The organism is Streptomyces sp. NPDC002838 (genome assembly GCF_040295365.1).
Classification (GTDB): domain Bacteria; phylum Actinomycetota; class Actinomycetes; order Streptomycetales; family Streptomycetaceae; genus Streptomyces.
In genome coordinates this window covers 73,798-90,255 of record NZ_JBEOVF010000021.1, presented here as the reverse complement: position 1 = coordinate 90,255, position 16,458 = coordinate 73,798, and the positions used below count along the sequence as shown (strand labels likewise).

At 71.0% G+C, this 16,458-nt stretch carries 5 protein-coding genes; all 5 read left to right on the top strand.

Translation table 11 applies throughout. The features are described from left to right. The first annotated feature begins 12 nt into the window (after positions 1 to 12). The 5 genes from ABT063_RS25850 (at position 13) to ABT063_RS25830 (ending at position 16,450) form a co-directional block, all read left to right on the top strand. Entirely contained in the window at positions 13 to 852 is an 840-nt protein-coding gene (locus ABT063_RS25850) for an ABC transporter ATP-binding protein (RefSeq protein ID WP_351060774.1), read from the top strand. 109 nt (positions 853 to 961) lie between these two features. After that, positions 962 to 2,014 carry an iron-siderophore ABC transporter substrate-binding protein gene (locus tag ABT063_RS25845; RefSeq protein ID WP_351060771.1) on the top strand — a complete coding sequence of 351 codons (1,053 nt, stop codon included), beginning with the start codon at positions 962 to 964 and terminating at the stop codon, positions 2,012 to 2,014. 2 nt (positions 2,015 to 2,016) lie between these two features. After that, on the top strand, positions 2,017 to 3,804 hold the full coding sequence (locus tag ABT063_RS25840) for an ABC transporter ATP-binding protein (RefSeq protein ID WP_351060768.1): 1,788 nt from the start codon (positions 2,017 to 2,019) through the stop codon (positions 3,802 to 3,804). Positions 3,805 to 3,861: 57 nt separating this feature from the next. Beyond that, positions 3,862 to 14,763 carry a non-ribosomal peptide synthetase gene (locus tag ABT063_RS25835; RefSeq protein WP_351060765.1) on the top strand — a complete coding sequence of 3,634 codons (10,902 nt, stop codon included), beginning with the start codon at positions 3,862 to 3,864 and terminating at the stop codon, positions 14,761 to 14,763. Continuing rightward, entirely contained in the window at positions 14,750 to 16,450 is a 1,701-nt protein-coding gene (locus ABT063_RS25830; RefSeq protein WP_351060762.1) for an ABC transporter ATP-binding protein, read from the top strand. Before ABT063_RS25835 ends, ABT063_RS25830 begins: the two co-directional genes overlap by 14 nt. Positions 16,451 to 16,458: the final 8 nt, after the last annotated feature.

Genomic DNA, 16,458 nt, shown 5'->3' with positions numbered 1-16,458 from the left:
TGAGGGGGCCTTGTGGTCGCTCAGCACATCACCGAGATCGAGTCAGGGGTCGTTGAGGCCTCGCGGCTGGCAGCCAGGGGCGTCACGGTCGGGTACGGCGGCCGGATCGTCATCGACGACCTCGACGTGGCGATTCCGCCCGGGGTGATGACCACGATCATCGGCCCCAACGGCTGCGGGAAGTCGACCCTGTTGCGGACCCTGTCACGGCTGCTCAAGCCGGCCAAGGGGACGGTCGTGCTGGACGGCGAGGACATCGTCAGGCTCAGGACCAGGGACGTGGCGAAGAAGCTCGGCCTGCTGCCCCAGGCGCCGGTCGCGCCGGAGGGGCTGACGGTGGCCGACCTGGTCGCCAGGGGCCGCCACCCGCACCAGAGTTGGCTGCGGCAGTGGTCGTCGGACGACGCCGCCGTCGTGGAGCGCGCGCTGGCCATGACCGGGGTGTCCGACCTCGCCGACCGTCCGGTCGACTCCCTGTCCGGCGGACAGCGCCAGCGCGTCTGGATCTCGATGACCCTGGCCCAGGGCACCGACCTGCTGTTGCTGGACGAGCCGACCACCTACCTGGACCTGTCGCACGCGATCGACGTGCTCGACCTGGTGGACGACCTGCACGAGTCCGGGTGCACCGTGGTCATGGTGCTGCACGACCTCAATCTGGCCACGCGCTACAGCGACAACCTCATCGTGATGAGGGAGGGGTCGATCCTGGCGCAGGGGCACCCGCGCGACGTGATCAGCGCCGAGTTGCTGCACGAGGCGTTCGGACTGCGCGCCCAGGTGATCGACGACCCGGTGGGTGACCGGCCGCTCATCGTGCCGATCGGTCGCACGCATGTCCAGGTCGAATAGGCCTCGATAAAGAGGAAGTTAGGCTAGGCTAGCCTCACTTTGGCGCGATAAGGTTTGCCTGCCCTTAGACGGGGGCGTAGTGGACAGCGCGAAAGCAAGGGGTTTACGGATGCTCCTCCATCGAACGACGCTCAAGAAGCCCTGGCGGCGGTTGGCGGCGATATTGTCCGCCGCGACGCTCGGCGTCGGACTCCTCGCGGGATGCGGTGATTCCGACTCGGCGGACCAGTCGAGCGACAACACACCGGCTGCCGCCGCCGGCGCGTTCCCGGTCACCGTGGAGCACGCGTTCGGAACCACGAAGGTCACCAAGGCTCCCCAGCGGGTCGTCTCCGTCGGCTACACCGACGACCAGACCGTCCTGGCCTTCGGCATCAAGCCGGTCGGCATGGTCGACCAGTACCCGAACCCGGCGGGCCGGACGCCCGACATCAACACCCAGTGGCCCTGGGTGAAGGACAAGTGGGGCGACACCAAGCCCGAGGTCATCATGAAGAACGGTGACTCCGGCCCCAACTACGAGAAGATCGCCGCCCTGCGCCCGGACCTGATCATCGCGGTCTACTCCGAGATCGACCAGGCCGCCTACGACAAGCTCTCCAAGATCGCTCCGACGGTCGGCCGTACCAAGGCCGAGAAGGAGCCGTTCAGCGCGCCGTGGCAGGACAACGCGCTGCACATCGCCAAGGCGCTCGGCAAGGCCGAGGAGGGCGAGAAGATGGTGGAGGACATCCAGGGCAAGCTCGACGCGGCCAAGAAGGCGCACCCCGAGTTCGCGGACCAGACCGCTGTCGCGCTGTCCTGGTACGAGGACTCGGTGGCGCCGTTCACCTCGACCGACGTGCGCGGACGGCTGGTGTCGGGCATCGGCTTCAAGTACCAGACCGAGATCGACAAGGTCGCGGACGGCAGCTTCTACACCAAGCTCTCACCCGAGCGCATCGACCTCGTCGACGTCGACCGCATCTTCGTCATCAACGACAAGGCGGACACGGAGGCGTTGAAGAAGTTCAAGCTGTTCGCCAACCTGGACGCGGTCAAGAACGGCAAGGTGTCGTACCTGCTGGACAGTGAGGGCCCGGCGGTCGGCGCGGCCATCTCCCAGGGCACCCTGCTGTCCATGCCGTACGCGATCGACGAGCTCGTCAAGTCGGTCGGCTAGGTGTGAGCACGACCGACACGCGCGTCGCCCCGGCGACCCTGCGCACGGCGACCGGACGCGAGGCCACCCGATGGGTCGCGGCGCACTGCCGCGAGGTGCCATGGCTGACGGTCGCCACCGTGCTCACCACGGTGGCCGGGGCGGCGCTCCAGGTGCTCCCGGTGCTCCTGCTCGGCCGCGTGGTCGACGGGGTGGTCGAGGGCGAATCGCGCTCGATCCTGGTCACGATCGGGGTGTTGATGGGTGCCGCCGCGCTGCTCGGCGCGGCGGCCACCGCGGTGTCGACGTACCTGATCGGGCGGCTGGGCGCGGATCTGCTCGCGCGGCTGCGCGAAGGCGCCGTCCGTGCGGTGCTCGGGATGCCGAGCGCACGGATCGAGCAGGTCGGCCGGGGCGACGTGCTGTCCCGGGTCGGTGACGATGTGGCCGTCATTTCCAAGGGCATCCGCACGGCCATTCCCACGGTGTTCTCGGCGGGAGTGCTGGTCGCCATCGCCACGGCCGGCATGTTCGGGCTGGACTGGCGGCTCGGCCTGGCGGGCGCCGGCGCGCTTCCCGCCTACGCGTTGGCCCTGCGCTGGTATCTCCCCCGGTCCGCCCCGCTCTACCGGAAGCAGCGGGTGGCCCAGGCCGACCGCGCGCAGGCGTTGATCAGCGGTCTGAACGGGATCGACACGGTCCGGGCGTACCGTCTGGAGGACGCCTTCCGCGAGAAGGTCACCAGTGAGTCGTGGCGGGTGCGCGATCTCGGCATCGAGGTGTTCCGGTTCTTCGGCCGGTTCGTCGGCAGGGAGAACCGCGCCGAGTTCATCGGGCTGGTCCTCATCCTCGTGGTGGGGTACGCCCTGTTGGAGGCCGATGCCGCCAGCCTCGGCGAGGTGTCGGCGGCCCCGCTGCTGTTCCACCGGCTGTTCACCCCGCTGGGCCTGATCATGTTCACCTTCGACGAGGCGCAGAAGTCGGGCGCGAGCCTGACCCGGCTGGTCGGGGTGCTGGCGGAGGACGCGGAGGACCGGCTGGTGGGCGACGCGGCCGTCGAGTCGGCGGGCGCCGGGCCGTACCCGGTGACGGTGGAGGGGCTGACGTTCAGTTATCCCGGCACCGACGAGCCGGTCCTACGGGACGTCAACCTGACGATTCCGGCCGGTGGTTCGCTTGCCCTGGTGGGGGCGACGGGCGCGGGCAAGACGACCCTGGCCGCGCTCATCGCGGGCATCGGGACCCCGCAGGCCGGGTCGGTGCGCGTCGGGTCGACCGACCTCGCCGGTCTGGACGAGGCCGGGGCGCGTGCCTTGGTGAGCATCCTGACGCAGGAGACGCATGTGTTCTCCGGTCCGCTCGCCGACGATCTGCGGCTGGCCGGGCCGGAGGCGACCGACGCCGAGCTGATGGACGCCTTGCGTACGGTCGGCGCCGACGGGTGGGTCGACGCACTGCCCGAGGGGCTGAACACCATGGTCGGCGAGGGCGGCGAGCGCCTGGACGTCACCAAGGTCGCCCATATCGCCCTGGCCCGGCTGGTGTTGGGCCGGTCGCCGGTGGTGGTGCTCGACGAGTCGACGGCGGAGGCGGGCAGTGAGGGCGCCGCCGAGCTGGAGCGGGCCGTGCTGGCGGCGTGCTCGGGCCGCACCACGTTGTTCGTGGCGCACCGGCTGACCCAGGCGATGGCGGCCGACCGGATCGCCGTGCTGGATGCGGGACGCGTCGTGGAGCAGGGAACTCACGACGAGTTGGTGGCTCTGGGCGGCCGGTATGCGCGACTGTGGCGGGCTTGGCGAGAAGGCAGTTAGGTAACCCTAATTTAGGTTAGGCTAACTTTCATATCTGGAAGGGGTGTTGAGTCTTCGATGAGGGAACCGAGCGCTCGTCTCGTACTGCTTTCTCCCGCGCGCCTGGCCGACGTGCGCCGGCGAACCGGCGACTATTCCGACCGCACCATCGCCGAAGCCTGCGCCATCGGGCTGTCGTACTGGGCGACGGGTCTGAGTCCCGACGGCATCGACCTCACCCCCGGCACTCTGTTCGCCGACGTCCTCGGGTGGGTCGACAACGGCGGGGCCGCGCCCGGCGGTTGGGAGGTCGGCGCGGACGACCTGAGCATCACCGTCCCGGAAGGTGTCGTGCCGGCCGAAGCGCAGCTCGCGCTCGACGACCTGGCCGACTTCCCGGACCGGTCCATCGGCACCATCGGCCCGTCGAGCGTGGCGGCGAGACTCGAGGCCCTGGCCGAGTGGAACGACACCGAGGCCGACCGGGTCCGCCCGACCATCGTGGAGATGTTCCGCGAGCAGGCGCGGACCAGGCCGGACGCCGTAGCCATCGTCGACGAAGACCGGTCGCTGACCTACCGTCAGACGGCTGATCTCTCCAGCCAGTTGGCCCATCATCTGATCGAACGCGGACTCGCCGCCGAACAGGTCGTCGGCATCTCACTGGGCCGCTCCGCCGACATGGTGATCGGGTTGCTCGCCGTGCTCCAGGCGGGATGCGCGTTCGTGCCGCTCGATCCGCGGTGGCCCGCCGCGCGCCGGGCCGTCGTCATCGAGGACGCCCGGGTCGTCGTACAGCTCAACGACTCGGGCGAGCACGACCCGGCCGAACCGGAAGCCGTGGCCGTCGACCTCGGCGACTGGAGGTTCGGTTCCTACCCCACCGAGGGGACCGGGGTCACCGTCCTCGGCGACGCCCTGGCATACGTGATCTTCACGTCCGGTTCGACCGGGCGGCCCAAGGGCGCGATGATCCGGCACGAAGCGATCAGTGAACGCCTGCTGTGGCAGGTCAACGAGATCCTCGGCTTCGGCCACGACGACGCGTCGCTGTTCAAGGCACCGTTGTCCTTCGACATCTCCATCAACGAGATCTTCCTGCCGCTGGTGTCCGGCGCCCGGCTGGTGGTCCTGCGGCCCGGCGGCGAACGCGACCCGCACCACCTGCTGAGCGTGATCGCCGAGCAGCGCGTCACCTTCACCTACCTGGTGTCGTCCATGCTGGACGTACTGCTGGAGATCGCCGGCGACTCCGGGCGGCTGAACAGCCTGCGGCACGTGTGGTGCGGCGGCGAGGTGCTGACCCCGGAGCTGTACGAGCGGTTCCGCACCAAGCTCGACATCCCCATGTACCACGGCTACGGCCCCGCCGAGACGACGATCGGCGTCTCGCACGTCATCTACCGGGGTGCGGCGGAACGCCTGTCGACGTCGATCGGCAAGGCCAACCCCAACACCCAGCTGTACGTCCTGGACGACGCGTTGCGCCCGGTCCCGGTCGGGGTGGGCGGCGAACTGTACGTGGGAGGGTTCCTCCTGGGGCGCGGGTACGTGGGCGCGCCCGGCCTGACGGCGTCCCGCTTCGTGGCGAACCCCTTCGCCGCGGACGGGTCCCGGCTGTACCGGACCGGCGACCTCGCGCGGTTCGCCCCGGACGGCTCGCTGGACTTCCTCGGCCGGGCCGACAACCAGATCAAGATCCGCGGCATGCGGCTGGAGATCGAGGACGTCGAGGTCGGTCTCGCCGAGCACCCCGGGGTACGGCACACCTGCGTCGTCGCCAAGAAGAACGCGGCAGGCGGCACCTACCTGGTGGGATACGTGATCCCGGCCGCCGGGAGCGAGGACCTGCGGGCGGACGCGGTCAAGGCGTGGGCCGTCGAGCACATGGTGGAGTACATGGTGCCCGCCCACATCGTCGTGATGAAGGAGTTCCCGCTCACCGCGAACGGCAAGCTCGACCGGAACGCGTTGCCGGAACCCGCGATCCGGACGGGCTCGCTCATACAGCCCGCCACCGAGAACGAGCGCAAGGTGTGCGCGGCGGTCGCGGCGGTGCTGCGGCTCGAAGAGGTCGGTGTCGACCAGGACTTCTTCCAGCTCGGCGGCGACAGCATTCTGGCGATCTCACTGCTGAGCGCGCTGCGCGACGCCGGTCTCTACGTCACGGCACGGCAGATCTTCACCAACAGCACCGTGGGGGCCCTGGCGGCGGTGGCGAGCCGTGAGGACGTCTCCACGGTGGACCACCGCGACGTCGCGACCGGTTCCGTCGTGGGATCGCCCATCGTGCAGTGGCTCGGCGAGACCACGGACGCCATCGACGGCTTCGTACAGTCGGTCGTACTGAACACCCCGGCGGACCTGACCGCCGACGCTCTCGACGCGATCCTCGCCGCCGTGGTCCGGCGGCACGACATGCTGCGCGCCAGGCTGGTGCGCGGCGACCGCTGGAGCTTCGACATCCCGGAGGCCGACCAGGCCGCTGCGGGCTGGCAGGAGAGCGACCGCCCGCTCGACGAGTGCGTCGCGCTCGCCACCGACGCACTGGACCCGGCGGGCGGCGTGATGCTGCGTGCCGTCTGGCGCCGCGAGGCACGGCAACTGGTCCTGGTCGCCCATCACGTGGTGATCGACGGTGTGTCCTGGCGGGTCCTGATGGAGGACCTGGCCACCGCCTGGCGGCAGTTCGCCTCGGGCGCGCCGATCGAGCCGCCCCCGGTGGGCACGTCGTTCCGGCGCTGGACGCAGTTGCTGGAGCGCGCGGCGTTCGACGCGGACAGTGCCTACTACTGGCGTCCCCTGCCGGGAGTGGACCAACCGGTGGGCAGGCGCCCGCTGTCCGAAACCGACACCGTCGCGCGGGAGCGGGTGCGGACCGTCTCGGTCGGCCCCGACGTCACGGCCGCGCTGCTGGGTGAGATCCCCGCGAAGTTCCACGCGGGCGTCAACGACGTACTGCTGACCGCCCTCGCCGTCACCCTCGCCCGCTGGCGCCGCGACCTCGGGCAGGACCAGACGTTCGCGCACATCGAACTCGAGGGCCACGGCCGCGAAGGACAGTTCGTGGCGGGCTCCGCCGGCTTCGAGCCGGAGCTGTCGCGGACCGTTGGCTGGTTCACCACCCTGTTCCCGGTGACCGTGGACCCCGGCGCGGCGGCCGACTTCACCGCGCCCGAGTACCTGGCCACCGCGCTCAAGGCGGTCAAGGAGGACCTCGCCCGGGTGCCGGACAACGGCGTCTCCTACGGCGCCCTGCGGTACCTGACCCACACCGAGTTCGACGCACCCGCCCCGCAGGTGCTGTTCAACTACCTCGGCCGCTTCGACGCGGGCGCGTCGGAGGACTGGCAACTCACGGGAACCACAGGTCAGTTGGGCGAGAAGCGCGACCCGGGGATGCGCCTGCCGCGCCCCCTGGAGTTCAACGCGATCGCCGAACCCGCCTCGACCGGCGGGTACGAGCTGGTCACGAACATCTCGTGGCCTGACGGGATGTTCACCGACGAGGACATCGCGACTCTCGGCGAGTACTTCCGGGGGGCCTTGGCGGGGCTGGCCGCGCTCGACCGGGGCGGCCACTCTCCCAGTGACTTCGGCCTGGTGCCGCTCACGCAGGCCGATGTCGACGCCCTGGACGGCCCGGCCCTTCGGGACATCCTGCCGTTGACCCCGTTGCAGGAGGGCCTGTACTTCCACTCGGTCTTCGACGACGACTCGGCGGGCAGTTACGTCGAGCAGCAGCTGTTGACGCTGGACGGCGAGGTGGACGCCGACCGGCTCGCGGCGGCGGCCACTCGGCTGCTCACGCTGTACCCGAACCTGGCCGCGCGGTTCGTGGCCCTCGCCGACGGCCGTGTGGTCTCCGTGCTGGAGAGCGGCGTGGAGGCGCCCTTCACCACGCTGGACCGCCCCGGCATCACCGACGACGAGATACGTGACCTGGCCGAGCGGGACCGCCGCGCCGGATTCGACCTGGCCACCGGCCCGCTGATGCGCTGCACACTCATCCGCGCGGGCTCCGGCCGCACCGTCCTGGTGCAGACCGTGCACCACATCATCGCCGACGGCTGGTCGGTACCGCCGATGCTCCGCGCGCTGCTGGCCGAGTACCACGCGCCAGGCACCGTCTACCCGGTCGGCGGCTTCCCCGACTACGTGCGCTGGCTCGCCGGACGCGACGACGACGAGAGCGACCGGGTATGGCGTGACCAGCTCGCCGAGCTGCCCGGCCCCTCGCTGGTCGCCGAGGGACACACCCCGTCCGACCGGTTCGCCGACACCGCCGTGGAACCGGACAACGACATCGACGCGGCCGCCCGGTCGGCCGGCGTGCCGTTGAGCGTGGCCGTGCACAGCGCCTGGGCGGTGACGCTGGGCGGCATCCTGCACGGCACGGACGTGGTGTTCGGCTCCACGGTGTCCGGGCGCGACGCGGAGGTGCCCGGCATCGAGAACATGGTGGGTCTGTTCATCAACACGATCCCCGTGCACGCCCGTTGGACCGGTGCCACCACAGCAGCCGACCTGCTCGCCTCGGTGCGGGAACACCAGAGCGCGGTACTGCCGCACCAGCATGTCTCGCTGGCGAGAATCGGCCGCCAGGCCGGCGCCGGCCCCCTGTTCGACACCCTGGTGGTGTTCGACGTGGCGACCGATGCCGACGGTCTGCGGCGGCCCGGCGACACGCTGGTCATCACCGACATCGTGAACGAGGGCGCCCCGCACTACCCGTTGACACTGGTGGTGGAGCGCTCACTCGACGGCCGCCCGCGCTTCAACCTCATCTACGACGGCGAGCTGCTGCGGGAGACAAGCGCCCGGGCGATCCTGCACACGTTCACCCGGACCCTCACCGACCTGCTCACCCGGCCGGACGCCCTGATCGACGACCTGGCGCCCGAGGGCGACCGACGTCCCGGGCGGATCACCCCGACGACGTTGGGCGGACTGTTCGACGCCGCCGCGCACCGCGACCCGGCCGCCACCGCCGTCACCCAGTGCGGTCTCGACGGCGGAACCCGGTCACTGACCTACGGCGAACTGGCGGACGCCAAGAACGAGTTGGCCTCGGCCCTGCGCGCGGCCGGTGTCGGGCCGGGCAAGCGGGTCGCCGTCGCCGTCCCGCGCTCCGTCGAGCAAGTCGTCGCCCTGGTCGCGATCGTCAGCGCGGGCGGCGCGTACGTGCCGCTGGACCTGGCGTATCCGGACGAACGGCTGGAGTACGTCCTCGCCGACGCCGCTCCGCAGGTCGTGCTCGTGGACCGTGAGCAGCGGGACCGCTTCACGGAGCTGCTGGCCCGGGCGGGCGTGTCGGCCCGCCTGCTCGTGCAGGGGGACGAGCTGCCGTCGGCCACCACCGAGCCGGGGCCCGGGGCCAGTTGGCACGACCCCGCGTACGTGATCTACACGTCCGGATCGACCGGCAGACCCAAGGGCGTCGTCGTCCCGCACTCCAGCGTGGTGACCCTGCTCGCGAACACCCAGCCCGACATGTCCTTCGGCCCGCACGACGTGTGGGTCCAGTTCCACTCCTTCTCCTTCGACTTCGCCGTCTGGGAGTTGTGGGGCGCGCTGGCGCACGGCGGCGAGCTGCTGGTGCCGGAGTACGGGCTGACCCGCTCCCCGGTCGACTTCCACCGGCTGGTCCGCGAGCGCTCAGTGACCGTGCTCAACCAGACCCCGTCGGCGTTCTACCAGTTCATCGAGGCCGACCGTCATGCCGGCGAGCCGCTGCCCGCACTGCGCCGGATCGTCTTCGGAGGCGAGGCGCTGGATCTCGGGCGGCTGCGCGGCTGGGTCGAACGGCACGGCACCGGTTCGCCCGAGCTGGTCAACATGTACGGCATCACCGAGACCACCGTCCACGTCACCCACCGGGTGCTGACCGACGAGGACTTCGCCTCCGGCGACGACGTCAGTCCGATCGGCGGTCCGATTCCCGGCCTGGTCACCTACCTGCTCGACGACCGGCTCCGGCCGGTGCCGCCGGGCCGGGTGGGCGCCATCTACGTCGCCGGCGACCAGGTGTCGCTCGGCTACCTGGGCAGGCCGGGGCTCACCGCGGGCCGGTTCGTGGCGAACCCGTTCGCGGGCGACGGCTCCCGCATGTACCACACGGGCGACCTCGCCCGCCGCACGCTCGACGGCGAGCTGGAGTTCACCGGCCGCGCCGACGACCAGGTCCAACTCAAGGGGTTCCGCGTCGAGTTGGGCGAAGTGGAGTCCGCGGTCAGGGAACTCGACGGCGTGGTCGATGTGGCCGTGACCGTCGCGGACAGCGGCGACCACCTGGTCGCGCACGTCGTGGGCCGGGTACCCGGCGACTTCACCGGCCTGCTGTCCGCGAAGCTGCCCGTGCACATGGTGCCGAGCCGGGTGCTGCCGGTCGACGCCCTGCCGCTGACGGTCAACGGCAAGTTGGACCGCAAGGCCCTGACCGAGCGTGCCGCACAGGACGACACGCCGGTGGCCACGAGTGACTCCGCGCTGGCCGCACTGGTCGACATCTTCGCCGAGACACTGCCCGGCTCCACCGTGGACGGCGACACCGACTTCTTCCGGGCCGGGGGCGACAGCATCGTCGCCATCACCGTGATCAACCGGGCCAGGGCACTCGGCCTGCCGATCGCGCCACGAGACGTGTTCCTGCTCAGGACACCGCGCGCGCTCGCCGAAAACCTGGCGACAAGCACACCGCAGGCCACGGCGGCGCTCGCCTCCGCCCGCCGCGAGGACGGCCCGCTGACGCCGACGCCGATCATCCTGCGCCAGCGGGAACTGGGCGGCTCGCTCGCCCGGTTCGCCCAGGCCAGGACGCTGCCGGCCCCCGAGGGCACCGGGTTCGCCGACGCCGAGCGCGCCGCGAACGCCGTCGTGGCCGCGCACCCGGCCCTCCGGTTGCGGTCGCGCGTCGAGCACGGAGTGTGGGCCCTGCGCACCGAACCCGCCCGCGAGGTCACCGTCGTACGGCCGGACACGACGACCGATGCGACGACGGCGGCGAACGAGGCCGCCGGACGGCTCGATCCCGAGTCCGGGGACGTCATCGCGTTCTCGTGGCTGGAGGCGAGCCGGACCCTGGTGGTCACCGTGCACCACCTCGCCGTCGACTCGGTGTCCTGGCTGGTCCTGCTGGACGACCTGGCTACCGCCCTGCGCGGGGAGACCCTGGCACCGCCGACGACGTCGTACGCCGAGTACGCCGAAGCACTGGCGCTCCAGTCCACCCACGCGATCGACGACCTCGGACACTGGGTCACCACCCTCCAGGCGCCCCCGTTGCTGCCCGAGGTCGATGGGCTGCGCGAGACCACGGTCGTACTCCCGCCCGACATGAGCGACCGCGTGACGCGTACCGCGCCCGCCGCACTCGGCGTCGGTCTCACCGAGTTGCTGTGCGGCGCGCTGCGCACCGCGCTGACCCACATCCAGCCGTCGCCCACCGATCTCGCGATCGAGTTGGAACGGCACGGCCGCGTCCCGGTCCTTGAACACCACGACTACACCCGCACGGTCGGCTGGTTCACCGCCATCGCGCCCGTGCGGCTCACCGCGCACACCGACCCCGTCGCCGCGGCGCGCGAGGTCTCCGAACGTCAGCCGGACGAGTGCGCGCACGTCGCCTACGGCCAGCTCAGGTACCTCAACCCGCAGACGGCTCCGCTGCTGAACGCCCGCCCGCAGGTGCTGTTCAACTACCTCGGCCGGGGCAGCGAGTCCCAGGCGGTGCACCTCACCGGCGGCGATCAGGGCAGCCCGTACGCGGTCGAGGTCAACGCGTGGCTCGACGAGGCCACCGGAAGCCTGCACGCGGCCTTCACCCTCGCCGAGGGCATCCCCGACGAGATCACCGAGCACTGGCGGGGCGCACTGGAACGCATCGCGGACGCCTCCACGACGGCCGAGCGTACGGCACCGGTCACCCCGCTCCAGCGCGGCCTGTTCTTCCAGGCCCAGATGGCGGGTACGGCCGGACACTACGTCGCGCAGAGCTGGTTCACCTTCGACCGGCGTCTGGACACCGACACGCTGGCCGAGGCGATGGCGTACGTGATCGCGCGGCATCCGGTCGTGGGCGCCGGCTTCACCACCGACGACGACGGAAACCCGGTCCAGGTCCTCAAGGCCGGCCGGCGCGTCGACGTCCGCACGGTCGAACTGGCCACAGAGGCGGACGTCGAGGCCCTGCGCGCCCGGGACCGCGACACGGGCTTCGACCCGGGTGAGCCGCCGCTGGTCCGGCTGACCGTGGTACGTCTGCCCGACGACCGCGACGGCCTGCTGCTCAGCTACCACCTGCTGCTGTGGGACGGCTGGTCCCGCGAGATCGTGCTGCGGGACCTGTTCGACGCCTATCAGGCCGTCCTCGCGGGAGAGCCGCTCGACCCGGCCCCGGCCACGCCGAGCTTCGAGGACCACGCCCGGGCACTCGACGCCAAGGACCCCGCCGTATCGGAACGCTTCTGGGCTGAGCACCTGGCCGGCCTCCCCGGCCCGACGCTGCTCGCCGGACCGGGGCCGTCCCTCTCGGACGACCTGCCGCGCGCGCTCGTGCACACGCTGTCCGCCGAACAGTCGGACCTGCTGAGGGAAGCGGCCAGGGTGCACGGCGTCACGCTGAACTCGGTGCTGACCGGCGCGTTCGGCCTCCTCCTCGGCGCACACACGGGCCGCGGTGACGCCGTGTTTGGCGTGACCGTCTCAGGCCGGGAGGGCGAGGGACTGTCCGACATCGTCGGCGTGCTGCTCAACACCGTGCCCATGTGGACGCGGGCACGGCCGGACGACACGGTCCGCGAGTACCTGTCGGCCGTACAGACGGCCAGGGTCGAGGCGATGGAGCACGAGCACCTCGGGCTCGGCGAGATCCAGCGGGCCAGTGGGCACGACACCCTGTTCGACAACCTCTTCGTGCTCCAGAACTTCCTGGACATGGACGCGTTCGCCGAGATGAACGCCAGGCACGGCATCACCTCGGTGAAGGCCGATGACTCCACGCACTACCCGTTCACGTGGGTCGTCACGCCCGGTGACCGGCTCACGGTCAAGCTGGAGTACCGAGACGAGGACACCGAGAACGCCCGGCGCCTCGTCGACGACTACCTGAGCGTGCTGGAAGACCTCGCCCGGTCGACCGGGCCGGTCGGCGCGCTGCGGGGTCTGGGGCCGGAGCCCGTTCCCGGCGAACGCACGGACGTCGGCACGGACACCGTCGTCGACCGGTTCGACCAGGCGGCGGACCGCGACCCGGAGCGTGTCGCGCTCGTCGCCCACGGCGAGACCATGACCTTCGCGGGGCTCCGGGACCGCAGCCGCGCGGTGGCGGGCGTGCTCGCCGGGCGCGGCATCGGCCCCGAGACGACCGTGGGTCTCGCGATCCCGCGCTCCCTCGACTCGATCGTGGCGCTGTTCGCCGTGCTGCGCGTCGGCGCCGCGTACGTGCCGCTGGAGCTGGACCACCCGGACGAGCGGATCGCCGCGATCGTCGACGACGGCCGCCCGGACGTGATCCTCACCGTGAGCGCCGTGTCGCCCCGGCTGACCCCGCTGACCGGCGACCTGATCGAGCTGGACCGCCCGCTGCCCGAGGCCGAGCCGTTCGTGACGTTCGCGCCGGACGACCCGGACCGCCTGCGGCACCCCGCGTACACGATCTACACCTCCGGGTCGACCGGGAAGCCCAAGGGCGTGGTGACCGAGTACGCCGGGCTCACCAACATGCTGATCAACCATCAGCGCCGGATCTTCGAGCCCGTGTTGGCCGATCACGGCCACCGGGTCTTCCGGATCGCGCACACCGTGTCGTTCGCGTTCGACATGTCGTGGGAGGAGCTGCTGTGGCTCGCCGACGGCCACGAGGTGCACATCTGCGACGAGGAACTGCGGCGCGACGCGCCCCGGTTGGTCGAGTACTGCCTCGAGCACGGGATCGACGTCATCAACGTGACCCCGACCTACGCGCAACAGCTCGTCGCCGAGGGGCTGTTGGACAACCCGGCACGGCGGCCGGCGCTGGTGCTGCTGGGCGGCGAGGCCGTCACCCCGACGCTGTGGCAGCGGCTCGCCGACACCGAGGGAACGGTCGGCTACAACCTGTACGGACCCACCGAGTACACCATCAACACCCTCGGCGTCGGCACCTTCGAGTGCCAGGACCCGGTGGTGGGCGTGGCGATCGACAACACCGACGTGTACGTGCTCGACCCATGGCTGCGGCCCCTGCCGGACGGAGTTCCCGGTGAGCTGTACGTGTCGGGCATCGGCATCGCCCGCGGCTATCTCGGACAGCCGGCCCAGACCGCGCACCGCTTCGTCGCGTGCCCGTTCGGCGAACCCGGCGAGCGCATGTACCGCACCGGGGACCTGGTGGTCCGCCGGCCCGACGGGAACCTGATGTACCTGGGCCGCACCGACCAGCAGGTCAAGATCCGGGGGCACCGGGTCGAACTCGGCGAAGTGGAGGCCGTGTTCGCGGCGCACCCGGCGGTGCGGTTCGTCGCCGCGGTCGCCCAGCCCGACCCGCAGGTCGACGGGGCGTACCGACTCGCCGCCTACCTCGTGCTGGACGGCGCCGACCTGGCCGCGGTCGCCGCCGAAGTGGGCGCCGGGCTGCCGGACTTCCTGCGCCCGACGCACTACGCCCAGGTCGACAGCATCCCGCTGACGGTGAACGGGAAGGCTGACACGAAGGCGTTGCCGGAGGCCAAGCCGCTGGGCGCGCTGACCACGGCGGGGGAGCGCGGACCGGAGACCGAGACCGAGTCCGTCGTCTGCGAGTTCTTCGCCGAGGCACTGGACCTGGACGACGACGAGGTGAGCGCGGTGAGCGACTTCGTGTCCCTCGGAGGGCACTCCATGCTGGCGGTGCGGCTGATCGGGCTGCTCCGCCGGGAGTACGGTCCTGTGATCACGATCCGCGATCTGTTCACCCTGCGAACCCCGGAAGCGATTGCCCGCCACCTCGATGACAACTCCTGACACGCAGCGGCCCCGACCGGGGTCCGACATCCTCCGGACCGCACTGCGTCGCAACGTCGGCGCCATGGCCTGGGGCACCGCCCTCATGGGCCTGTACCAGGCGGGGGAGACCGCCTTCCCCATCGCGCTCGGCCTGATCGTCGAACACACGATGCGGGATCGCAGCCTGGGCGCACTCGCCCTGTCGATCGGCGCGCTGGCCGTGATCATCACGACCGTGTCGCTGTCGTGGCGGTTCGGGATGCGCGTCCTGCAGAAGGCCAACACGACCGAGGCGCACCGCTGGCGGGTGCGGGTCGCGGCCTGCGGCCTCCAGCCGGTGGCCAGGGACGTCGACCTCAAGTCCGGCGAGGTGCTGACCATCGCCACCGAGGACGCCGACCAGACCGCCGACATCATCGAGGTGGTGCCGCTGCTGATCAGCTCGCTGGTCGCGGTGCTGGTCGCGGCGGTCGCGCTGGGCCTGGCCGACGTCCGGCTCGGCCTGCTGGTGATCGTGGGAACCGTCGCGATCCTGTCGACGCTGAGCGTGCTGTCGAAGCGGATCGGCGCCAGTACCCAGGAACAGCAGGCCCGGGTGGCGCGGGCGGGCGCGAAGGTCGCCGACCTGATCATCGGCCTGCGCCCGCTGCACGGCTTCGGCGGCAACCACGCGGCGTTCCGGTCCTACCGGAAGGTCAGCACGGAGGCCAAGCACCAGGCGATCACCGTCGCCAAGGTGAACGGCGTGTACGCGGGCACCGCGCTGGCCCTCAACGCGGTCCTCGCCGCCGCCGTGACCCTGACGGCGGGCTGGCTGGCGTTCGACGGCCAGATCAACATCGGGGAGCTCGTCATGGCCGTGGGGCTGGCACAGTTCATCATGGAACCGCTCAAGCTGTTCTCGGAGATGCCGAAGTACGTGATGATCGCACGCGCGTCGGCCGAGCGGATGGCGCTGGTGCTGACCGCGCCGCCGGTGACGGTTCCGGGGGAGAAGCGCCCCACCGCGGGCGGAGACCTCGAGGTCGACTGCGTCCGCCACGGCGTCCTGCGCAAGCTGAAGTTCCAGGTGGCCGCCGGTGAGTTCGTGGCGATCGCCGCCTACCAGCCGCGCGCGGCGGCCGACCTCGCGTCGATCCTCGCCGTGAACGTCCCGCCCGACGCGTACGAGGGAGTGGTACGGGTCAGCGGGCGGGAGCTCGCGGACCTGTCGATCGAGGCGGTCCGCGAGCACATGCTGGTGAACCCCTACGACGGGGAGATCTTCGCGGGCACCCTCCGCACGAACATCGACCCGTCGGGCACCAGCCGGACGGTCCCCGAGGCCGTCGAGGCGTCCATGCTGACCGACGTCGTCGCCCTCCACCGCGAAGGACTCGACTACGGCGTCCGCGACCGCGGCGCGAACCTCTCCGGTGGGCAGCGCCAACGGCTGTCTCTGGCCCGCGCGCTCGCCGCCGACACCGACGTCCTCGTCCTGCACGACCCGACGACAGCCGTCGACGCGGTCACCGAACAGCTCATCGCGCGCAACGTCGCGAAGCTGCGCCGGGGCCGCACCACCATCGTGATCACCAGCAGCCCGGCCCTCCTGGACGCCGCCGACCGTGTCCTCGTCCTGGACGACGGCGTCATCACCGCCGAGGACACCCATCGCAACCTCCTCGCCAACGACGAGGCCTACTGTCTGGCGGTGGCCCGGTGACCTGACCT